The sequence below is a fragment of the Stenotrophomonas hibiscicola ATCC 19867 genome, from assembly GCF_000382065.1.
Lineage (GTDB): Bacteria > Pseudomonadota > Gammaproteobacteria > Xanthomonadales > Xanthomonadaceae > Stenotrophomonas > Stenotrophomonas hibiscicola.
In genome coordinates, this window is sequence record NZ_KB907502.1 from 37,595 (window position 1) to 58,703 (window position 21,109).

Genomic DNA, 21,109 nt, shown 5'->3' on the forward strand with positions numbered 1-21,109 from the left:
GGCGTGCCTGCATGTTCAAACCCATTCCCGTGGCGATCGGCCTGCGCTACCTGCGTGCCAAGCGCCGCAACGGCTTCATCTCCTTCATCTCGATGGCATCGATCCTGGGCATCGCGCTCGGCGTTACGGTGCTGATCACCACCTTGGCCGTCATGAGCGGTTTCCAGAAGGAAATCCGCAGCCGTCTGCTGCAGATGACCGCGCACACCACCATCAGCCGCGACGGCGAACCGATGCCGGACTGGATGCGGGTGGTCGACGTGGCCAGGAAGGACCCGCGTGTGGCCGGCGCCGCACCGTACATCGAGATCCAGTCGATGATCAGCGGCCCGCGCGTGCAGGGCGCGATCATCCAGGGCATCGATCCGGCGCTGGAGCCGAACGTCTCGGTGATCGACAAGAAGATCACCAAGGGCAGCTATGACAGCCTCAAGCCGGGCAGCTTCAACCTGCTGCTGGGCAAGGAGCTGGCGATCTGGCTGGGCGTGGACGTTGGTGACCAGGTGCTGGTGACCTTTGCCGAAGTGCAGGGCACGCCGGCCGGCGCGGTGCCGCGGATGAAACGCTTCACCGTCAGTGGCCTCTTCGAGGCCGGCTACAACGAGGTCGATCGCGGCGTCGGCTTCGCCAACATGCAGGACCTGGAGCGCGTGCTGCGCAGCGACGGTGCCACCGGCGTGCGCCTGAAACTGCACGACATGGACCGCTCGCTGGAGGTGGGCGTGGATCTTGCGCAGAACCTCGGTGGCGCCTACCGCGTAAGCGACTGGACCCAGCAGAATGCCAACCTCTACCACTCACTGCGCATGGAAAAGGTGGTGATGGGCATCCTGCTGTCGCTGATCATCGCCATGGGTGCGTTCAACCTGGTGTCTTCGCAGGTGATGCTGGTGACCGACAAGCAGGCCGACATCGCCATCCTGCGCACCCTCGGCCTGACCCCGGGTGGCGTGATGCAGGTGTTCATGGTGCAGGGTTCGCTGATCGGCATCTTCGGTACGCTGGCTGGCCTGATCGGCGGCATCACCCTGACCCTCAACCTGGAACGCATCCTCGGCGCCATCGAGAGCGTGTTCAACGTCAAGCTGCTGCCGGAGGATGTGTACTACATCACCGGCCTGCCGACCGACATGCAGACGGGCGACGTGGTGGCGATCACCGTGGTCGCGCTGCTGATGAGCTTCCTGGCCACCCTGTATCCCGCCTGGCGGGCAGCACGCACCCAGCCGGCGGAGGCCCTGCGTTATGAATAAGGTCTTCAACCGCGGCGACGAAGTGATCCGTGCCGAAGCACTGGGCAAGACCTACGCTGAAGGGCGCATGCAGACCCCGGTGTTCGATGGGCTGGACCTGACCGTGACCGCCGGCGAAACGGTGGCGATCATCGGTGCCTCCGGCGCCGGCAAGAGCACGCTGTTGCACCTGCTGGGTGGCCTGGACATTCCCACTGCCGGTGAGGTCTATGTGACCGGCCAGCGCATGTCGGCGCTGTCGGACACCGCGCGCGGCCTGCTGCGCAACCAGGCGCTGGGCTTCGTCTACCAGTTCCATCACCTGCTGCCGGAGTTCACCGCGCTGGAAAACGTGATGATGCCGGTGCTGCTGGCTGGCACCGCGGTGGCCGAAGCGAGCAGCCGCGCCACCATGCTGCTGGAAGCGGTCGGCCTCGGTCATCGCCTGGACCACAAGCCGGGCGAGCTGTCCGGCGGCGAGCGGCAGCGTGCTGCGGTGGCGCGGGCACTGGTCAATCACCCAGCCTGCGTGCTGGGCGACGAGCCTACCGGCAACCTGGATGACCGCACGGCGGCAACGGTGTTCGAGCTGATGCTTGAACTCAACCGCGCGCGCCATACCAGCCTGGTGCTGGTGACCCATGACCGCAGCCTGGCGCGTCGCCTGGACCGGGTGCTGGAACTGCGGGAAGGGCGCCTGCACGCACTGGCCCACGCCGACGTCTGAGGCGCTGGGCCCGCTTTGGTGGAAGCCGACCTGGGTCGGCTGCTCCTTCAGGGCAAGCGCCAAGCAAGGTTGGCGTCTACCGTGGTCCGGCCAGCAGCCGCCGACCGACGGCTGAATGGGCTGCCGGTCGGCGCGCCAGCGTTGCGAGCCCGGGCGCATGATGGCGACAGTTCCCCGAGGAGATCGCCATGAAGACCCCGATCCTGCTGGCCGGCCTCTGCCTCGCCCTGGTCGCCTGCGCGACCACCGGCCGGCTCAGCAGCGCCGAGAAGCTTGACCTTTACCGCGCCCACGCCGGTGCGCCGCAGAGCGACATGCAGTTCTTCGGCACCCTCAATGGCTGGACCGAACTGGGCGACAGCGCACTGGCGGTCTGGACGCGCCCGAGCGAGGCCTACCTGCTGGAGCTGAGAGGCCCCTGCCAGGACCTGCCGTATGCCTCCGCCATCGGCCTGACCAGCCAGATGAATCGTGTTTCGGCGCGCTTCGACAAGGTGCTGGTGCGCGACCCTACCGGTGGCCCGCGCATGCCGTGCTTCATCGACAGCATCCGCAAGCTGGATGTGAAGGCGCTGCGCGCGTCCGAGCAGGAGCTGCGACAGGCGCAGGTGCAGGAGCGCGAGGAATCCGGGAAATAAACGGGTAGCGCCGGGCCATGCCCGGCGGATGCCTGGACGCCGGGCATGGCCCGGCGCTACCGGCAGGTCAGGCTTCCGGAACGAAGCCAGCCGGCTTCTCTGCGTCCTTCTCGAACAGGAACTTGACCAGTTCGCCTTCAAGAAACGCACGATGCTCCGGGGTGCGCGGCGACAGCCGGTTCTCGTTGATCAGCATGGTCTGGTGCGCCAGCCATGCGGCCCAGGCCTGCTTGCCGATGTTGTTGAAGATGCGCTGGCCCAGCTCGCCGGGGTAGGGCACGAAGTCCAGGCCCTCGGCATCGCGTTGTTCGTACTGGCAGAAGACGGTTCGGGGCATGGCACTCACTCGTGGTTGCGGGATTTCTTGGAAGTTCGTTTTGGCGTCCTGATCGTGGCGCCGTCGAGCAGTTTGCGGATCGGCGCTGGCAGGCCCAATGCGGGTAACTCGTCGTTGGCGACCCAGCGCAGCGTGGGTTCTTCCACGCGCAGGCCGCGCACCTTCCGTGACAATATCTGCAGGTGCAGCCTGTAGTGGCTGAAGGTGTGCTGCAGCACCGGCAGTTCCTCTGCATCTTCCAGCGAGCCGTCGACATGTGCGTCGAACCAGTCCTGCAGGTCGCTGCCGGCCTCCGCCTGCGGCAGCGTCCACAGCTGCGCCCAGATGCCGGTGTCCGGCCGCTTCTGCAGCAGCACGCGCTGCTGGGCGTCACGCAGCAGCAGAGCCACGGCTTCGCGCTCGGGCAGGGTCTTGCTGGGCTTGGGCGTGGGCAGTTCAGCGGTGCGGCCTTCGCGGCGTGCCACGCACGTGTCCTGCAGCGGGCAGATGACGCAGGCGGGCTTGGCCCGGCTGCATACGGACGCGCCCAGGTCCATTTGTGCCTGGGTGTAATCGGCCATGCGACCGGCCGGCACCTTCGCCACGTGTGCCTCGGCGATCGCCCATAGCTGCTTTTCGATGACTGGCAGGCCGGGGAAGCCGTCGATGCCGTGATAGCGGCTGAGCACGCGCTTGACGTTGCCGTCAAGGATCGCGAACGGGTCGTTCCAGGCCTGGCTGAGGATCGCGCCAGCGGTGCTGCGGCCAATGCCGGGCAGGGCATGCAATGCATCGAAATCGCGCGGCAGGTCGCCGCCGTGCAGTTCCACGCAGCGCTTTGCAGCGGCATGCAGGTTACGCGCACGGGCGTAGTAGCCAAGCCCCGCCCACTGCGCCATCACCGCGTCATTGCTGGCGGCGGCGAGGTCGGGCAGGGTCGGGAAGTGCTGCAGGAACCGCAGGAAGTACGGGATGACCGTGGTCACCTGGGTCTGCTGCAGCATGATCTCCGACAACCAGACCCTGTAAGGGCTGCGCGGGTGCTGCCAGGGCAGGTCGTGGCGGCCGTGGTCGTCGAACCAGTGCAGCAGGCGAGCGATGAAGTCGTCTTGCTGGGGGTTGTCGGCGCTGGCGTGCGGCTGGCGGGGCATGGGTGTTCCGGGGAAGGCAGCCACCCGTAGGGTGGCTCTACTGGATTGCGGTTGCGGTGCAGTAGAGCCACGCCATGCGTGGCTGCACGGTGTATCAGGCGCCCAGCGCTTCGGGCAGCAGGGCGTCGACGAAGGCTTCCGGGTCGAACACGCGCAGGTCTTCCGGGCGCTCGCCGATGCCCGCAAAGCGGATCGGAATGCCGAACTCGCGGGCCAGTGCGAACACCACGCCGCCCTTGGCAGTGCCGTCCAGCTTGGTCACCACCAGGCCGGTCACGTTCACCGCAGCATTGAACTGGCGCAGCTGCGACAGCGCGTTCTGGCCGGTGGTGCCATCGATCACCATCAGCACTTCGTGCGGGGCGGTGGGATCGATCTTGCCGAGCACGCGGCGGATCTTGCCCAGCTCGTTCATCAGGCCGGACTGGGTGTGCAGGCGGCCGGCGGTGTCGGCGATCAGCACCGAGGTGCCACGGGCCTTGCCGGCCTGCAGCGCGTCGAACGCCACCGACGCGGCATCGGCGTTCTGCCCCTGCGCGACCACGGCCACGCCATTGCGCTCGCCCCAGGCCTGCAGCTGCGCCACGGCAGCGGCACGGAAGGTATCGCCGGCGGCCAGCATCAGGCTGTGGCCATCATCCTTGAAGCGCTTGGCCAGCTTGCCGATGGTGGTGGTCTTGCCGACACCATTGACGCCGACGGTGAGCACCACGAAGGGCTTCGCGTTGCGGTCGATCACCAGCGGCTTGGCGACCGGTTGCAGGATCGCGATCAGCTCGGCGCGCAGCGCGGCCAGCAGCGCATTGGCATCAGCGAACTCGCGCGACTTCATGCGCTTGCGCAGGCCCTCGACCAGATCGGTAGTGGCACCCACGCCGACGTCGGCAGTGATCAGTGCGGTTTCCAGTTCGTCCAGCAGGTCGTCGTCGAGCTTGGGATTGCGCGAGAACAGGCCACCGAAGCTGCGCGCGATGACGCTGTTGCGCAGGCGCTCGCGCCAGCCGGGCTTGCCGGCCGGGGCTGGCGGGGCATCCACCAGAGCTGGCAGGTCGGCGGCCGGGGCGGTTGGTTCCTCGACCGGAATGACCGGAGCCAGAGGGGCCAGCACGGCGGCCGCAGCCAGCACTTCGGCCTGGACGTCCTCCGGCGCGGTGACCGGCTGCGCAGCCGGTACGGCAGGCCATTCGGCGACGGGCGCCGGTTCCGGTACAGGTGCCGGTGCTGCGGCTTCGACTACCGGGATCGTGGCGGCGTCTTCGGCCGGGGCGGCTGACGGGAACGCCGCCGCCAGCTCTTCAGCCGAGTAGTGCTGGGTCTTGGGTGCCTCCGTGGCGGGGGCATCCTGGGGCTTCTTGCGGCGGAAAAAACTGAGCATTGGCAAAAGGCGCTGAAATCAGGGGGATATGCTACCACTCGGGCCTGTCGGGCTGATGTGGACTCAAGGTCGCGGCCCGCCGGCCGTTAACCGGTCCGAAGGGCTGCGCAGCGCGGCCCGGAGACCGCCATGAACGACGTGATGGGAATCGCTCTCGGCGGGATGCGCGCGGCCCACCAGGGCGTGCAGGTGGCCGCGCACAACGTGGCCAACCTGGCGACTCCTGATGCCCGACGCCTGCAACTGCTGCGCAGTGAGGCGGAGCAGGGCGGGGTGCAGGCCGCGATGACCCCTGCCGACGCCGATGCTGGCGTGCCATTGGGGGACCTGCTGGCGGCGAAAGCCGAGGTGGTGGCCTTCGCCGCCAATGCCACGGTGATACGGCGCCAGGACCAGATGCTGGGTTCGCTGCTGGATCGGGAGGTCTGAGCCGCCCGGCTTTGGTGGGTGTCAACCTGGGTTGACACGCTCCCCCCTGGTAGGTGCCAACCTTGGTTGGCACGCTTTTGGGGCGCCAACCAAGGTTGGCCTCTGCCAGGGCTGCAGTGCCAACCAAGGTTGGCACCTACCAGAGCATCGCCGGGCCATGCCCGGCGACCACCGCCTCGATCAGGCCGACAACTCCAGCAGCAGCTTGTTCAGGCGCGCCACATAGGCGCCGGGGTCCTTCAGGCTGTCACCGGCGGCCAGTGCGGCCTGGTCGAACAGCACCCGGCCGAGATCATCGAAGCGTGCGCCGTCGGCTTCTGCATCCAGCTTGGCGATCAGCGGATGGCCCGGATTGATCTCCAGCACCGGCTTGCTGTCCGGCACCTTCTGCCCGCTGGCTTCCAGGATCTGGCGCATCTGCAGGCCCAGGTCCTGTTCGCCGATGGCCAGCACCGCCGGCGAATCGGTCAGGCGGTGCGAGACGCGCACGTCGGCCACGTCATCGCCCAGTACCGTCTTCAGGCGCTCGACCAGGCCCTGCTTGTCCTTTGCTGCCGCTTCCTGTGCCTGCTTGTCCGCATCGGTTTCCAGCGCGCCCAGGTCGAGGTCGCCGCGGGCGATGTCGACGAAGCCCTTGCCGTCGAAATCGGTCAGGTAGCCCATCAGCCACTCGTCGATGCGGTCGGTCAGCAGCAGCACTTCCACGCCCTTCTTGCGGAACACTTCCAGGTGCGGGCTGTTGCGCACCTGGCTGTAGCTCTCGCCGGTGAGGTAGTAGATCTTGTCCTGGCCTTCGCTCATGCGGCCGAGGTAATCGGCCAGCGACACAGTCTGTGCATCGCCGTCGCCACGGGTGGAGGCGAAGCGCAGCAGCCCGGCCACCTTCTCACGGTTGTTGTAGTCCTCGGCCGGGCCTTCCTTCAGCACCTGGCCGAATTCCTTCCAGAACGTGGCGTACTGCTCCGGCTTGTCGGTGGCTAGCTTTTCCAGCATGTCCAGCGAACGCTTGGTCAGCGCGGCCTTCATCGAATCGATGACCGGGCCGGACTGCAGGATCTCGCGCGAGACGTTCAGCGAAAGGTCGTTGGAATCGACCACGCCCTTGATGAAGCGCAGGTACAGCGGCAGGAACTGCTCGGCCTGGTCCATCACGAACACGCGCTGCACATACAGCTTCAGGCCCTTGGGCGCATCACGGTGATACAGGTCGAACGGCGCGCGGCCAGGCACGTACAGCAGCGAGGTGTACTCCAGCTTGCCTTCGACCTTGTTGTGGCTCCACGCCAGCGGATCGCTGTGATCGTGTGCAACGTGCTTGTAGAACTCGGTGTACTCGGCGTCGCTGATCTCGGTGCGCGGACGGGTCCACAGCGCGCTGGCACGGTTGACGGTTTCCCATTCGGCCGCGGCGCCTTCTTCGCCACCTTCCTTCGGCATCTGGATCGGCAGGCCGATATGGTCCGAGTACTTCTTGAGGATGCTGCGCAGGCGCCAGCCATCGGCGAAGCCGTGCTCGCCGTCCTTGAGGTGCAGCACGATGCGGGTACCGCGCTCGGCCTTGTCGACGGTGGCCACCTCGAAATCGCCTTCGCCGCGCGAGGTCCAGCGCACGCCTTCGCCGGCAGGCAGCCCGGCGCGGCGCGAGGTCACTTCCACTTCGTCGGCAACGATGAAGGCGCTGTAGAAGCCGACGCCGAACTGGCCGATCAGCTGCGAATCCTTCTTCTGGTCGCCGGACAGCTGGCGCAGGAAGTCGCCGGTGCCGGACTTGGCGATCGTGCCCAGGTGGGTAATGGCCTCGGCGCGGCTCATGCCGATGCCGTTGTCGTCGATGGTGATGGTGTGGGCGGAGGGATCGAAGCTGACGCGCACGCGCAGTTCGCTGTCGCCTTCCAGCAGCGCCGGCTGGGTCAGGGCCTCGAAGCGCAGCTTGTCGGCGGCGTCGGCGGCGTTGGAGACCAGCTCGCGGAGGAAGATTTCCTTGTTGGAGTACAGCGAGTGGATCATCAGCTGCAGCAGCTGCTTGACTTCGGTCTGGAAGCCAAGGGTTTCGGTCTGGATGGTGTCGGTCATCGATAGGGCTCCATGTGCAATGCCGCGCCAGCGCGTGCGGCCTCGCCAAGGGGTATGGCTGATTGTCCCGAAATCAAGGGGTTGGTCGGCAGGGCTTGCAGCCCTGCACCTGCAGAGGCCGAAGCAACCGCAACTGCAACAGCAACGGCAAGAGCGGGCATTCCGTGGGATGGCGGGGCACTGTGGGTTTGCGGGGACGCCGTAAACCCCGCTCCGCGGTCCGGCCCAGCCGCTGGCGGCTGTGCGTTCGGGCGCTTGCGAAGCAGTGCTTCGCAAGCAAAGCGCCCTCACCCTTGGGGGCTTGGGCGCGGCATCCATGCCGCTCACACCCCGCAAACCCACAGTGCCCCGCCTTCGACAGTTGGCTGGCAGCCAGTAGATCCACGCCATGCGTGGATGAAATCTCTCAGATATCGAAATCCAATCCAGGGTCAGATCCGTTTTCCCACGGAAAACGGATCTGACCCCGCCTGTATGTCGAGCATCGGATCGCGTCTGGGGTAGAGCCCCCTGAGTCAGGGGGCGGCCGCGAAGTGGCGGGGGTATGGAAGCTGGTAAGTGGGGCCCGCGTTTCGCGCAGCGAAGCGTGGGAGCGACAGCGCGCATGCGTTGGCGCGTCCCCGGGCGCCGCCCGGCCGAACTACAATCCCGCTCATGCTGAAATTCTCGAATGAACCCCGCCGGGGGCGCCTGTGAGCGGCCGAGGTGGCAATGACGGCCAGGTCCGCATCATCGGTGGTCGCTGGCGCAACACCCGCCTGCCGGTGCCGACCCTGCCGGGGCTGCGACCCAGCAGCGACCGCGTGCGCGAAACCCTGTTCAACTGGCTGATGCCCAAGCTGGGCGGGGCGCGGGTGCTGGACCTGTTCGCCGGCAGTGGCGCGCTGGGCCTGGAGGCGGTCTCGCGCGGCGCTGCTCACGCCACCCTGGTCGAGCGTGATGCTCAGCTGGGGCGCAACCTGACTGCCGCCGTGACCAGGCTGCAGGCCAGCGACCAGATCACCGTGGTGCAGGCCGATGCCCTGCGCTGGCTGCAAGGGGCGCAGGCGCAGCAGGCCGATCTGGTCTTCATCGACCCGCCGTTCGCCGATGGCCTGTGGCAGGACGTGCTGGCCCAGCTGCCGCGGCACCTGGCCGCCGATGCCTGGCTGTACCTGGAATCGCCGGCCGGCCACGTGCCGGTGCTGCCGCCGGACTGGCTGCTGCACCGCGAGGGCGGCACCCGCGAGGTGCGCTTTGCCCTGTACCGCCGCGCCACTGCTACACTTTGACCTCATCTGAACATCTGCACCCGCCCATGACCGTGGCCAACCGCCGCATTGCCGTGTATCCCGGCACATTCGATCCGATCACCAACGGTCATATCGACCTGGTCAGCCGGGCCGCGCCGCTGTTCGAAAAAGTCGTGGTCGGCGTGGCGCAGAGCCCGTCCAAGGGCCCGGCGCTGCCGCTGGAGCAGCGCGTGCAGCTGGCACGCGGCGCCCTGGCCCATCACGGCAATGTCGAGGTCATCGGCTTCGATACCCTGCTGGCGCATTTCGTACGTTCGGTGCAGGGCGGGGTGCTGCTGCGCGGCCTGCGCGCGGTGTCCGACTTCGAATACGAATTCCAGATGGCCAGCATGAACCGCCACCTGATCCCCGAGGTCGAGACCCTGTTCCTGACCCCGGCCGAGCAGCACAGCTTCATTTCGTCCTCGCTGGTCCGCGAGATCGCCCGCCTGGGTGGCGACGTGTCCGGCTTCGTGCCGGCCGCGGTGCTCGAAGCCCTGCGCAAGGTCCGCGAAGCGAAGGCGGCACAGTCGTAAGCCCCGCTGTACCCCCACCCCATTACGTACACCACCACGCACCATTCCGGGAGGAAACCCATGAACACCACCATGCGCGCGATGCTGATCGCTTCGTTGGCCCTGGCCTTCACCGCCTGCAAGAAGGAAGAGGCCGCTCCTGTCGACGAGGCCAAGCAGGCCCTGGTCGCGCCGTCCAAGGATGACGATGCAGGCTGGAAGAAGTACCTGCAGGAAGTGGCCATCCAGAACATGGGCAACATCAGCAACAGCCCGTTCCTGTACTACCTCTCGCCGGAATCGGACCCGGACTTCCAGGCCAAGTACGAGCGCCAGACCGAGAGCGCGACCCAGGCCGTGGCCCGTGGCGTGCAGCCGGGCAACATGCTGGCCTTCGGTTCGTCGGCCTCGGGCAAGATGGCTGACATGATCCAGGCTGTGTTCAAGGACGTGGCGCCGGATTCGATGAAGGGCGTGCGCGTCGTCTTCATCGGCCAGTCGGCCGACAACGCCCGCGTGCAGGCGGCGGTCCAGCCGACCGGCGCCGAGTACATTTTCGTCGAAGCCAAGTAATACCGAGCCATGGCGGCCATGCTCCGGCATGGCCCGGGCGGCACCCCGCAAGGGTGCCGCTGATGACCTGACCGGCCCGCGCGCCCGCGCTGGCCGGTCCTTTGTCCCAAGGCGCGGGCGAGGAGTATCGCCATGTCGCTGAAAATCAACGAGCTCTGCGTCAACTGCGACGTCTGCGAGCCGGCCTGCCCGAACCAGGCCATTTCGATGGGTGAAACCATCTACGTGATCGACCCTGCGCGCTGTACCGAATGCGTCGGTCATTTCGACGAGCCACAGTGCGTGGTCGTCTGCCCGGTCGAGTGCATCGACCCGGACCCGGAGATCGTGGAAACGGAAGACCAGCTGCTGGCCAAGCTGCGCCAGCTGCAGCACGATCACCCCGAACTCTACGCGGAGCCCCCATCCGAATGAAGACGCTGATCGTTCGCCCCCTGTTGCTGCTCGGCCTGCTGCTGAGCCCGATTGCCTGGGCCGGCAGCCCGGTCCGTGCCGAGCGCCCCGATGGCGCCGCCATTGCCAGCGGCCATGCGCTGGCCACCCAGGCCGGTATCGACATCCTGGCCCAGGGCGGCAACGCCTTCGACGCAGCAGTGGCGGTGTCGTCCACGCTGGCGGTAGTCGAGCCGATCAGTTCAGGTCTGGGCGGTGGCGGCTTCTTCCTGCTGCACGATGCGGCCACCGGAAAGGACGTGATGCTGGACGCGCGCGAGACCGCGCCGGCCGCCGCGACCCCGCAGGCCTTCCTCGACAAGCAGGGCAACCTGGACCGTGACCGCTCGGTCAACGGCGCCTGGTCGGCCGGCATCCCGGGCCTGCCTGCAGCGCTGGTTGAACTGTCGGCCAAGCACGGCAGGCTGCCGTTGTCGGCCTCGCTGCAGCCGGCCATCCGCATCGCGCGCGAAGGCTTCCCGGTGTACGAGCGCATGGCCAAGGGCTATGCCTCGCGCCGTGAAGTGATGGAGCGCTATCCCGGCACGCGCGAGGTCTACCTGCGTAACGGCACGCCGATCGCTACCGGAGACCTGTTCAAGCAGCCGGAACTGGCGCAGACGCTGGAGCGGCTGGCTGCGGGTGGCTTCGATGGCTTCTACAAGGGCCAGACCGGAAAGCTGTTGCTGGCCGGCGTGAAGCAGGCCGGCGGCAACTGGACCGCTCAAGAGCTGGCCGGTTATCGCGTGAAGCAGCGCGAACCGATCGTGTTCAACTACAACGGCTGGAAGATCACCACCGCGCCGCCGCCGTCATCCGGAGGCATCGCGCTGGCCAGCATGCTGCAGATCCTGGAAGGCTGGGACATCAGGAAGATGGACCCGGCGCACCGCACCCACCTGGTGGTGGAATCGATGCGCCGTGCCTACCGCGACCGTACCTTCTTCCTCGGCGATCCGGACTTCGTGCAGATCCCGCAGAAGGTGCTGACCAGCAAGGACTACGCGCAGGGCCTGCGCGCGACCATCCATCCGGAGAAGGCCACGCCCAGCGACCTGCTGTCGGGCAACCCGACGCCACTGGAAGATGACGAGACCACGCACTTCTCGATCATCGACCGTGACGGCAACCGCGTCGGCGCCACCCAGACCGTCAACCTGCTGTACGGCTCGGGCCTGATTCCGAAGGGCACCGGCGTGCTGCTGAACAACGAGATGGACGACTTCGCGCTGAAACCAGGCACGCCCAATGCATTCGGCGTGATGGGCTACGAGGCCAATGCGCCGAAGCCGGGCAAGCGCATGCTCAGCTCGATGACGCCGACCTTCATGGAAAACAGCGACAAGGTGATCGTGCTGGGCACCCCGGGTGGCAGCCGCATCATCACCATGGTGCTGCTGGGCATCCTCGGCTACGACGCCGGCCTGGACGCGCAGCAGGTTGCTGCGCTGCCGCGCTATCACCACCAGTGGCTGCCGGACCTGATCGAAGCTGAGGACGATGCATTCGACGCGGCGACGGTGAAGCAGCTGCAGGCGATGGGCCACAAGATCGACCTGCCGGGCAATGTCGCCGCAGGCGGCCGCGGTTCCAGCCACGTGTGGGGCAACCTGCAGACCGTGGAATGGGACCGCAAGGCGAACCGACTGTTCGGCGGCAGCGACCCGCGCAATCCGGTGGGCAGTGCCCAGGTCGTGCCGGCCCATTGACGTGGGAGTCCCGGCCACTGGCCGGCACTTCGGCGGTTATCGAAACCCCGTCTTCGCCGGCGGGGTTTTCCGTTTACTTTCTAGCGATTATTTAACGGTCCGGCGCCGATAATCGACACATGAAACTCTGGTCTATTCGTGGAAACTCGCAACGCCTTGATGGCGGCGCGATGTTCGGCAACGCGCCGCGCGCGTTGTGGGAAAAATGGGCGGCACCGGACGAGCTCAATCGCATCGAGCTGGCCTGCCGCGCGCTGCTTGCCAGTCCGCTGGAAGGCAAGACCGTGCTGTTTGAAACCGGTATCGGGGCGTTCTTCGATCCGCGCATGCGCGAGCGCTACGGCGTGCAGGAAAGTCAGCACGTACTGATCGATTCGTTGCGCGAAGCCGGCTTCGAGCACGAGGATATCGACGTGGTGGTGCTCAGCCACCTGCATTTCGATCATGCTGGCGGCCTGCTGGCGGCATGGAGCGAAGGGCGTGAACCCGAGCTGCTGTTCCCCAACGCGACCTACGTGGTCGGTGCGCAGCATTGGCAGCGCGCCGTGCAGCCACACCCGCGCGATCGGGCCAGTTTCATTCCTGAGCTGCCCGGCCTGCTGCAGGCCAGTGGCCGCCTGGAAGTGGTGGAGGGGGAGTACTCGAAGGCACTTGGCCGCAGCGTGCGCTTCAGCTACAGCGACGGGCATACGCCGGGGCTGATGCTGGCCGAGATCGTTGGTCATGCGCATGCCGGTGAAGATGCGCACGGTGGCGTGGTGTTCTGTGCCGACCTGATCCCGGGGCGCTCATGGGTACACGTGCCGATCACCATGGGCTACGACCGCAACGCCGAGCTGCTGATCGACGAGAAGCGGCAGTTCCTTGAAGACAAGCTGGCGCGCAACGTGCGGCTGTTCTTCACCCACGACCCGCAGGTGGCGCTGGCGCAGCTGGGCCGTGATGACAAGGGACGTTTCGTGACCCTGCACGAACAGGGCGAGCTGAAGGCGCGCGCCCTGGGTTAATGGCAGAGCCGAGCGTGGGCTCGGCTCTACATCACTCTCGTTACGACGCCTTCAGGCAGCTGCTCATGAAGGTCTTGCGCGCATCGCCCGCCAGCTTCTTCGCACCCGCGTCGGCATTGCACTTGCGCATGCGTTCCTGCTGTGGATTGACCGCCTTGGTTTCGGCGGCGTGGCCGCTGAGGCAGGAACTCTGCGCGGTCTTGTAGGCATCACCCTTCAGCCCCTTGTTCTTGGCCGAACATTCGGCCATGCGCTGCTGCTGCGGGGTGGTGGCGTTCGCAGCCAGGGGCAGGCCAACCAGCAGGACGGCGGCCAGCAGGAAAGCGGCTTTCATCGGAATGCTCCAAGCGGTGGCGGGTGCGCGGAGCATTCGCTTCCGACCGGTAAGGCCACGTGAAGGATCACGCGTCGGCCACGCCCGCGTCCACGGGCGTTCACGTGCCGCGGCGAAGCGCGCCCGCGAGTGGTTGGCGGATCAGAGCCCTCTCCTGCGGAGAGGGACCCGACCCGTTCACCGGGATTACCCGACGCGGGTTCCGAAGATGCGGTCGCCGGCGTCGCCCAGGCCCGGCAGGATGTAGCCCTTGTCGTTGAGCTGGGCATCAATGGCCGCGGTGTAGATCTCCACGTCCGGATGCACGGCCTTGACTGCTTCGATGCCTTCGGGCGCGGCCACCAGGAAGATGCCCTTGATGCGACGGGCGCCGGCGCGCTTGAGCATGTCGATGGTGGCGATCAGCGTGCCGCCGGTGGCCAGCATCGGGTCGAGGATCAGTGCGTCGCGCTCTTCCAGGCGGCCGGTCAGGCGCTCGAAGTAGGGCACCGGCTGCAGGGTTTCCTCATCGCGCTGCAGGCCCACCACGCTGACACGGGCGGCCGGGATCAGCGACAGCACGCCGCTGAGCATGCCCAGGCCGGCACGCAGGATCGGCACCACGGTGATCTTGGCGCCGGCAATGCGCTGAACCGTCACCGGGCCGGCCCAGCCGGGCAGGGTGTGCGGCTCGGTGTCCAGGTCGGCGGTGGCCTCGTAGGCCAGCAGGGTACCCAGCTCGTTGGCCAGTTCGCGGAAATCCTTGGTGCTGAGCGCGGCATTGCGCATCAGGCCGATCTTGTGCTGCACCAGCGGGTGGCGCACTTCGACGATCTTCATGGTCGGGAAGGGGGAAAGGAGAGAGAGGAGGCCATTTTGCCGGATTGGCGTGTCGAATCCCAAACCGGCCCCGGAGCGGCGTGACCGGAAATGTGCAGGTGCATGTCATGGCCATGCAACCTTGCGGACATATCGTGCAGACCCATTCTTAACAGGAATGGGGATTCCCAGTGCATATCAAGACTCCGTTGGCCGTTGCCATCACCCTGACCCTGGCAATGGGGGCCGCAGCACCGCTGCAGGCGGCCGGGCAGCAGGCGGTAGCCGCCACCGGCGCCGTGGCCGCCGACGCGGTCGACCTGGACCGCATCGAAGTACGCGCCCAGCTCGAGTCGCAGATCCGCGCAGTCGATCTCAAGCGCAGCAGCGACGCCATCGAGGATGCAGTGTCCTCCGACGCACTGGGCCAGTACCCGGACAAGAACGTGGCCGAGTCGCTGCAGCGCCTGCCGGGCATCAGCGTGACCCGCGACCAGGGCGAGGGCCGCTTCGTGGTCATCCGCGGCCTGGATGCCAATCTCAACAGCGTCAGCGTGGATGGCATCGCCGTCGGCACGCCGGAAGATTCCAGCCGCGCCGCGCCGCTGGACGTTATCCCGTCCGACTCCACCGAACGCCTGCGCGTGGTCAAGTCGCCGACCCCGGACATGCCCGGTGATGCCATCGGCGGCGCCGTACTGGTGGAATCAGCCTCGGCCTTCGACCGCGACGGTCGCAGCCTGCGTGGCAAGATCGAAGGCAGCCACCAGCAGTTGTCCGGCGAGACCAGCCCCAAGGCCGCCTTCAACTACAGCGAAGTGTTCAACGACACCTTCGGCGTGGCCCTGGGCGTGAACTACCAGAAGCGGAAGTTCGAGTCGGACAACACCGAAGTGGAGTACGACGGCGAGGATGACGCCGCACCTGGCGACGTCACCGCGATCAACCTGCAGCACCGCAAGTACGAGATCGAGCGCAAGCGCATCGGCGCCAACCTCAACCTCGACTGGCGGCCGAACGAAAACAGCAAGTACTACCTGCGCACGCTGTACAGTCAGTTCGATGATGCGGAGACCCGTCAGCGCGTGATCTTCAACTTCGATGACGGGAAGATGGTCAAGACCGGCACCGACCAGTACCGCCTGGACGGCATGCCGAAGGATTCCATCGACAAGCGCATGCGCTATCGCACCAAGAAGGAAAACACCTTCGCGGCGAGCCTGGGCGGCGAGAACAAGTTGACCAATGCCGTGGTCGATTACCGGATCGGCTACACCCGTACCGAAGAGCGCGTGAACGACGAGATGGAGGCGCGCTTCAAGCTCAACGGAAAGGCCTTCAACGGCACGCTGGACCAGCGCAGCCGCCTGCCCAGCTACAGCTTCGACAATCCGCAGTGGCTGGACAATGCCAACTACGCGTTCGATCGTTTCGTGATCTCGCCGAAGCAGGTGAATGACAAGGAACACAGCGCGCAGGTCAACGTGCGCTTCGACGGCGACAGCAGCAGCATCAAGTTCGGCCTGCTGGGCCGCTGGCGCGACCGCGACGTGAATGTGGACGAGCGCGAACTGCGTGTCGGCCCGAAGGTGGCGCTGTCGAGCTGGACCACCACCTCGCCGGAACACCGCCACGGCGATATCGGTGACGGCATGGATTCGCCCGCGATGCGTGCCTATTGGGCGGCCAACGGCGGCCAGTACAGCGCCCGCCCGCAGGACGCCGGTGGCAATGCGATGACGTCGCTGGAAGAGGATTACGTGGCAAGCGAGGACATCTTCGCCAGCTATGCCATGGGTACCTGGGACGTGGGCGCACTGCGCATCATCGGCGGTATTCGCGTGGAAAACACGCAGTTCAAGGCGATCGGCAACCAGGTGGACGTGGCCGCCAACGGCCGCAGCTTCACCGTCACCCCGCGCGTGGCCAACAGCAGCTACACCAACGTGCTGCCGGGCCTGCACCTGCGCTATGACGCGGCTGATGACTGGGTGCTGCGCGCCTCGGCCAACAAGACCGTATCGCGCCCGTCCTTCGGCGACGTCTCGCCGCGCGTGGGTTACAGCCGTGGTGACGAGGAAGTGCGCCTGGGCAACCCGGACCTGGATCCGTACGAGTCGAAGAACATCGACCTGTCGGTGGAGAAGTACATCGGCAGCAGCGGCATCGTTTCGCTGGGCCTGTTCCATAAATCGATCGACGGTTACATCGTGGAGACCGTGCGCACCAATGATCCGGCCTACGGCGGATACGACGTGACGCAGCCGATCAATGGTCGCAAGGCCACCGTGCGTGGTGCGGAGTTCAACTGGCAGCAGCAGCTGGCCTTCCTGCCGGACGGCCTGGATGGCCTGCTGGTCGGCGCCAGTGGCACCTGGCTGGATACCGAGTTCGATGCCGGCATCAAGGACCGTGCGGGCGAGGACTTCACGCTGCCGCGCGCTTCCAAGCATGTCTACAGCGCACACATCGGCTATGAAAAGTATGGTGTAAGCACGCGCCTGGCGGCCGTGTACCGCAGCGAGTATCTGGACAGCATCGGCAAGGGCCGCGCGTTCGACATCTACGTGGCACCCAACACCCAGCTCGATTTCTCGCTTGACTACAAATTCACCCCGCGCGTGAGCGTGTACTTCGAAGCGCAGAACCTGCTGGACAAGCCATTGGAGCTTTACCAGGGCACCCGTTCGCGCACCCTGCAGATGGAAGAGTACGGCCGCACCTATGCGCTGGGCCTGAAGGTGGCGCTGTGAGCGGGCGTGGCTTCACCGTCCTGGCCGCCGCGCTGGCAGCCGCGCTGGTCGCCGGCTGCACGCCGGCCACCGGCACCGATCCGGTTGCGGGAGTAGCCGCGCCGGCCGCCGGGGGCGAGCGCGTGGTGACCACCATCGCCGAGGCCTTCCTGTCACCGATGACCCCGGCCGACAACATCGACTCGCCTGCAGCCTGGCGCGCGCCGGACGGCGCGCTGTGGCTGATCGCCACCGCCAAGGCCACCGACAAGCTGGTGGTCTACGACGGCAGCACCGGGCAGCACCTGCGTGACGTCGGCAGCAGCGGCACCGCACCGGGGCAGTTCGACCGCCCAAACGGTATCGCGGTGATCGACGACCTGCTGTGGATCGTGGAGCGCGACAATCACCGTGTGCAGGTGCTGAGCCTGCCGGACTTCACGCCGCTGGCGACGTTCGCTGCCGACGACCTGCGCAAGCCGTACGGGCTGTGGGTCGACCGCCGTGCCGATGGCTACAGCGTCTACGTCACCGACTCCTGGGACAACGGCGAGGATGCGCAGGGGCGTGACATCCTGCCGCCGCTGGCCGAGCTGGACAAGCGCGTGCGCCAGTACCACGTGTCCCGCAATGGCGCGAAGGTCGACGCGAAGCTTGTCGCCAGCATCGGTGACACCACCGAGGCCGGTGCGCTGCGCGTGGTCGAGTCGATCTGGGGCGATCCCGAGAACGACCGCCTGCTGATCGCCGAAGAGGACGAGAGCTACGCCAGCGAGTTCAAGGTCTACACCCTGGCGGGCCGCTTCACCGGCACCACCTTCGGCCGCGACGTTTTCAAGGCACAGGCCGAAGGCGTGACCCTGCGCACCTGTGGCAAGGACGGCTGGTGGATCACCACCGAACAGGGCAAGCAGCGCAGCGTGTTCCACCTGTTCGACCGGCACACGCTGAAACCGGTCGGCGCGTTCCAGGGCAATACCGTGGCCAACACCGATGGCATCTGGATGATGCAGCAGACCAGCGCGCGCTTCCCGCATGGTGCGCTGTACGCCGTGCACGACGACCAGGGCGTGGTGGCCTTCGACTGGGAGAGCATCGCCAAACAGCTGGCGCTACCGCTGGAGTGTGGTGCATGAGCCGGCACTGCGTGATGCCTACGTTGGCACTGGGCCTGCTGCTGGCCCTCCCGTCGCTGTCGTTCGCAGCAGCCGAAGCCAATACCCAGGTGCCGGCGGGCAGCCGCCACTACGCGGCGACGACGGTACCGGACCGCATCGTCGCCTCCCCGTCGGCCGACCCCAGCCATGGGTTCGCCGTGGCCTGGCGTACCGACGGCAGCGTGCAGGCACCGCTGCTGGAGATTGCCCCCGCCGCGGATTCGCCCGCCATCGAGGGCATCCGCCAGGTGCGCGCAACGACCCGTTCGCTACAGACCGAGAACGGTCTGTCGCATCATCATCGCGCCGACATCAGCGGCCTGCGGCCGGATACCCAGTACGTCTACCGGGTGCAGGGCAACGGCAGCTGGAGCGCCTGGAACCAGCTGCGTACGCTGGCCGCCGCCGACCAGCCGCTGACCCTGCTGTACTTTGGCGACACCCAGAACAAGAACGTCAGCCATGTCAGCCGGGTGGTGCGCGCCGCGCAGAAGGCCGCACCCGAGGCGCGCATGAGCCTGTTCGCTGGCGATCTGGTCAGTGGAGGTGATGGTGCCGATGACAGCGAGTGGGGCGAATGGTTTGCCGCCACCGGTTGGCTGGCGCAGGAGACCCTGGTGGCGCCGGCGATCGGCAACCACGAGTATTTCGAGGAGTTCGAGGACACTCCGCAGGAACGCCGCGTGCTGGGCAGGCACTGGCCGCTGACGTTCGCACTGCCGGGAAATGGTGCCACCGCTGCACAGCAGACCAGCTATTGGTTCGACGCGCAGGGCGTGCGCGTGGCCGTGGTCGATGGCACGTCAGCACTCGACCTGGGCACCGCCACGGCACAGGCACAATGGCTGGACAAGGTGCTGACCGGAAATCCCCAGCCGTGGACCATCGTGCTGCTGCACCAGCCGTTCTATTCGCCGCGCGAAGGCCGCGAGAACGCCGCATTGCGTGACGTGCTGCTGCCGGTGGTGCGCCGCCACAATGTTGACCTGGTGTTGCAGGGCCACGATCACACCTACGGCCGCCGTGGCGAAGGGCAGGCCGCAACCCCGCAGTACGTGGTGACCGTGGCCGGGCCCAAACAGTACCGTCTCTCCGACGAGGCACGAAAGACGATGGATCCGGTGGCCGAGGACACCCAGCTGTTCCAGGTGTTGAACATCGATCCGCAGCGCCTGCGCTATGAGGCGCGTACCGTGACCGGTCGTCTCTACGATGCCTTCGAGTTGCGCCGCGATGCCAAGGGGGGCAAGCAGCGCACGGAGCTGACCGAAGGCCGCATTACGCCACGCGACTGCCCGCGCGCACAGACCGCCAAGGGTCGTACCGACCGCTGCTGGGAATGAGGAGATGCCGATGACCACGCACCGCCGTATCGTTCCTCTCGCTGCCATCGGTGCGGCACTGCTGTTGCTGGCCAGTGCAGTGACCGCTGCCGATACCGTGCTGCACCCGTTCCTGGCCGACCAGCCGAAGCAGGCCCCGGATGAAGTTCACCTGGCGGTGGAGATTCCTGCCGGCAGCTTCACCAAGTACGAGATCAAGGAAGACGGCCTGGTGCATGTGGATCGCTTCCAGTCGATGCCGGTCGCCTATCCGGCCAACTACGGTTCGATGCCGCGCACGCTGGCTGGCGACAACGATCCGCTGGACGCGCTGGTGCTGACCCGTGAACCCCTGCATCCGGGCGTGATCGTGCGCTTCCGGCCGATCGGTTACCTGAAGATGATCGATGGCGGCGAGCACGACGAGAAGATCATCGGCGTACCGACCGACAAGGTCGACCCGACCTACGCCACGATCCGCGATCTGAAGGATCTGCCGGAGGTCGAGCGCCAGCGCATCGAGGCCTTTTTCCGGGTCTACAAGGACCTGCCGGCCGGGCGCAACCCGGTGCAGCTCAACGGTTGGGGCAACGGCGCCGAGGCGCGGGCACTGATCAGCGAAGCGATGAAGCGCTTCGAAAAGTAGATCCACGCCATGCGTGGATTCAGTCCAGCAACGTCTCGATGAACGATTCGGCCTGCAGGCGGTCGCCCAGTACCCGGGCCACCGCCTGTACTGCTGCCTCCTGGTGTTCAGGGCGGATGCCGCCATCGTCATCGTCGTTGTAGAGGTCATCGCCGGCATCGAGGTATACCGTGCCCGCTGCAGCCAGAGCCGCCATCAGGGTCGGCACATCGGCGGTGATCTCGCCGGCATCCAGCAGGCCGGCACCGTGATGGCTGAACAGTACACGGCCATCGTCCAGGTCGAGGATGAACGGATCGGCGCTGCGATCGGCAATCACCAGCCAGTTCGATGGCCAGTCGTTGATCCGTTCGCCGCTGACGCCGTGCCATCGATAGCCGGCCTGCTGGCTCCACAGGCGTTGCAGTGGCGGTATCCAGACATCAAGGCCGGGAACGGTGATGCCGGCGCGGCCAACCCTGGCATTGATCTGTTCGCCCAGCGGCCCCACCTGCGCGTAAAAACGTGCCAGTACGGGGGGCAGCGGGAACGGGCCCTGCCAGTCACGCTCGTGCTGGGCATGCAGCAGCCCGAAGCGGGCGAATGAGGCGTGCAGATCTTCCATGTCAGAGTCCAACGGGTAGCGGCCGTGCAGCCTAGCAGACAGCGTCTGCGCGCATCGCCTTCACCACC

Annotated in this window: 21 protein-coding genes; 14 read left to right on the top strand and 7 right to left on the bottom strand. The window is 66.5% G+C overall.

Annotated features, from left to right (window positions below; translation table 11 throughout):
* Window positions 1–11: 11 nt before the first annotated feature.
* From G370_RS0114275 to G370_RS0114285, 3 genes are all read left to right on the top strand, one after another.
* Window positions 12–1,253: a lipoprotein-releasing ABC transporter permease subunit gene (locus G370_RS0114275; RefSeq protein WP_019661203.1), complete on the top strand. Its 1,242-nt coding sequence runs from the start codon at window positions 12–14 to the stop codon at window positions 1,251–1,253.
* Complete coding sequence (gene lolD, locus G370_RS0114280) at window positions 1,246–1,959, top strand: lipoprotein-releasing ABC transporter ATP-binding protein LolD (protein ID WP_019661204.1); 714 nt, start codon at window positions 1,246–1,248, stop codon at window positions 1,957–1,959. Before G370_RS0114275 ends, lolD begins: the two co-directional genes overlap by 8 nt.
* Window positions 1,960–2,147: 188 nt before the next feature.
* Window positions 2,148–2,597 (top strand): DUF6491 family protein, encoded by a 450-nt coding sequence (locus tag G370_RS0114285; protein WP_019661205.1) that lies wholly within the window; start codon window positions 2,148–2,150, stop codon window positions 2,595–2,597.
* Window positions 2,598–2,664: 67 nt separating this feature from the next.
* On the opposite strand, the gene G370_RS0114290 is transcribed toward G370_RS0114285, so the two are convergent.
* The 3 genes from G370_RS0114290 to ftsY all read right to left on the bottom strand — a co-directional run bounded on the left by G370_RS0114290 (window position 2,665) and on the right by ftsY (window position 5,439).
* Window positions 2,665–2,934, bottom strand: a complete 270-nt coding sequence (locus tag G370_RS0114290) for an oxidative damage protection protein (protein WP_019661206.1) — start codon at window positions 2,932–2,934, stop codon at window positions 2,665–2,667.
* Window positions 2,935–2,939: 5 nt separating this feature from the next.
* A complete protein-coding gene (mutY, locus tag G370_RS0114295; RefSeq protein ID WP_019661207.1) occupies window positions 2,940–4,064 on the bottom strand; it encodes an A/G-specific adenine glycosylase in 1,125 nt (374 codons plus the stop codon).
* A 94-nt stretch (window positions 4,065–4,158) separates the two neighbouring features.
* Window positions 4,159–5,439, bottom strand: a complete 1,281-nt coding sequence (gene ftsY, locus G370_RS0114300; protein WP_019661208.1) for a signal recognition particle-docking protein FtsY — start codon at window positions 5,437–5,439, stop codon at window positions 4,159–4,161.
* A 129-nt stretch (window positions 5,440–5,568) separates the two neighbouring features.
* Between ftsY and G370_RS0114305 the strand changes: the two genes are divergently transcribed.
* On the top strand, window positions 5,569–5,868 hold the full coding sequence (locus G370_RS0114305; protein WP_019661209.1) for a hypothetical protein: 300 nt from the start codon (window positions 5,569–5,571) through the stop codon (window positions 5,866–5,868).
* A gap of 180 nt (window positions 5,869–6,048) precedes the next feature.
* Here G370_RS0114305 and htpG read toward each other — a convergent pair whose 3' ends face one another.
* Complete coding sequence (gene htpG, locus G370_RS0114310) at window positions 6,049–7,941, bottom strand: molecular chaperone HtpG (protein ID WP_019661210.1); 1,893 nt, start codon at window positions 7,939–7,941, stop codon at window positions 6,049–6,051.
* A gap of 692 nt (window positions 7,942–8,633) precedes the next feature.
* Here htpG and rsmD point away from each other — a divergent pair.
* The 6 genes from rsmD to G370_RS0114340 all read left to right on the top strand — a co-directional run bounded on the left by rsmD (window position 8,634) and on the right by G370_RS0114340 (window position 13,448).
* Entirely contained in the window at window positions 8,634–9,212 is a 579-nt protein-coding gene (gene rsmD / locus G370_RS0114315) for a 16S rRNA (guanine(966)-N(2))-methyltransferase RsmD (RefSeq protein WP_019661211.1), read from the top strand.
* A 26-nt stretch (window positions 9,213–9,238) separates the two neighbouring features.
* Complete coding sequence (gene coaD / locus G370_RS0114320; protein WP_005416145.1) at window positions 9,239–9,748, top strand: pantetheine-phosphate adenylyltransferase; 510 nt, start codon at window positions 9,239–9,241, stop codon at window positions 9,746–9,748.
* 60 nt (window positions 9,749–9,808) lie between these two features.
* On the top strand, window positions 9,809–10,300 hold the full coding sequence (locus tag G370_RS0114325) for a hypothetical protein (protein WP_010484374.1): 492 nt from the start codon (window positions 9,809–9,811) through the stop codon (window positions 10,298–10,300).
* 132 nt (window positions 10,301–10,432) lie between these two features.
* Entirely contained in the window at window positions 10,433–10,714 is a 282-nt protein-coding gene (locus tag G370_RS0114330) for a YfhL family 4Fe-4S dicluster ferredoxin (protein WP_010484376.1), read from the top strand.
* Window positions 10,711–12,441 carry a gamma-glutamyltransferase gene (gene ggt / locus G370_RS0114335; RefSeq protein ID WP_019661212.1) on the top strand — a complete coding sequence of 577 codons (1,731 nt, stop codon included), beginning with the start codon at window positions 10,711–10,713 and terminating at the stop codon, window positions 12,439–12,441. Before G370_RS0114330 ends, ggt begins: the two co-directional genes overlap by 4 nt.
* A 119-nt stretch (window positions 12,442–12,560) precedes the next feature.
* Window positions 12,561–13,448, top strand: a complete 888-nt coding sequence (locus G370_RS0114340) for an MBL fold metallo-hydrolase (protein WP_019661213.1) — start codon at window positions 12,561–12,563, stop codon at window positions 13,446–13,448.
* Window positions 13,449–13,488: 40 nt separating this feature from the next.
* Here the strand turns inward: G370_RS0114340 and G370_RS0114345 are convergent, their stop codons facing one another.
* The gene (locus G370_RS0114345; RefSeq protein WP_019661214.1) at window positions 13,489–13,782 is read right to left on the bottom strand and encodes a PsiF family protein; all 294 of its coding nucleotides are present in this window, start codon (window positions 13,780–13,782) and stop codon (window positions 13,489–13,491) included.
* Between the two features lie 186 nt (window positions 13,783–13,968).
* Window positions 13,969–14,601, bottom strand: a complete 633-nt coding sequence (gene upp, locus G370_RS0114350; RefSeq protein ID WP_005409099.1) for a uracil phosphoribosyltransferase — start codon at window positions 14,599–14,601, stop codon at window positions 13,969–13,971.
* A gap of 218 nt (window positions 14,602–14,819) precedes the next feature.
* On the opposite strand from upp, the gene G370_RS0114355 reads away from it, so the two are divergent.
* Genes G370_RS0114355 through G370_RS0114370 form a run of 4 tightly spaced genes read left to right on the top strand, consistent with a single transcriptional unit; the run spans window position 14,820 to window position 20,437 of the window.
* Window positions 14,820–17,333, top strand: coding sequence for a TonB-dependent receptor (locus G370_RS0114355; RefSeq protein ID WP_425423336.1), 2,514 nt, complete (start codon window positions 14,820–14,822; stop codon window positions 17,331–17,333).
* Window positions 17,330–18,448 (top strand): NHL repeat-containing protein, encoded by a 1,119-nt coding sequence (locus G370_RS0114360; RefSeq protein WP_019661216.1) that lies wholly within the window; start codon window positions 17,330–17,332, stop codon window positions 18,446–18,448. Before G370_RS0114355 ends, G370_RS0114360 begins: the two co-directional genes overlap by 4 nt.
* Window positions 18,449–18,462: 14 nt before the next feature.
* Entirely contained in the window at window positions 18,463–19,812 is a 1,350-nt protein-coding gene (locus G370_RS0114365) for a purple acid phosphatase family protein (RefSeq protein WP_245541229.1), read from the top strand.
* A 10-nt stretch (window positions 19,813–19,822) separates the two neighbouring features.
* Window positions 19,823–20,437 carry an inorganic diphosphatase gene (locus tag G370_RS0114370; protein ID WP_026347155.1) on the top strand — a complete coding sequence of 205 codons (615 nt, stop codon included), beginning with the start codon at window positions 19,823–19,825 and terminating at the stop codon, window positions 20,435–20,437.
* A 19-nt stretch (window positions 20,438–20,456) separates the two neighbouring features.
* Here G370_RS0114370 and G370_RS0114375 read toward each other — a convergent pair whose 3' ends face one another.
* On the bottom strand, window positions 20,457–21,041 hold the full coding sequence (locus tag G370_RS0114375) for a hypothetical protein (protein WP_019661219.1): 585 nt from the start codon (window positions 21,039–21,041) through the stop codon (window positions 20,457–20,459).
* Between the last annotated feature and the right edge of the window lie 68 nt (window positions 21,042–21,109).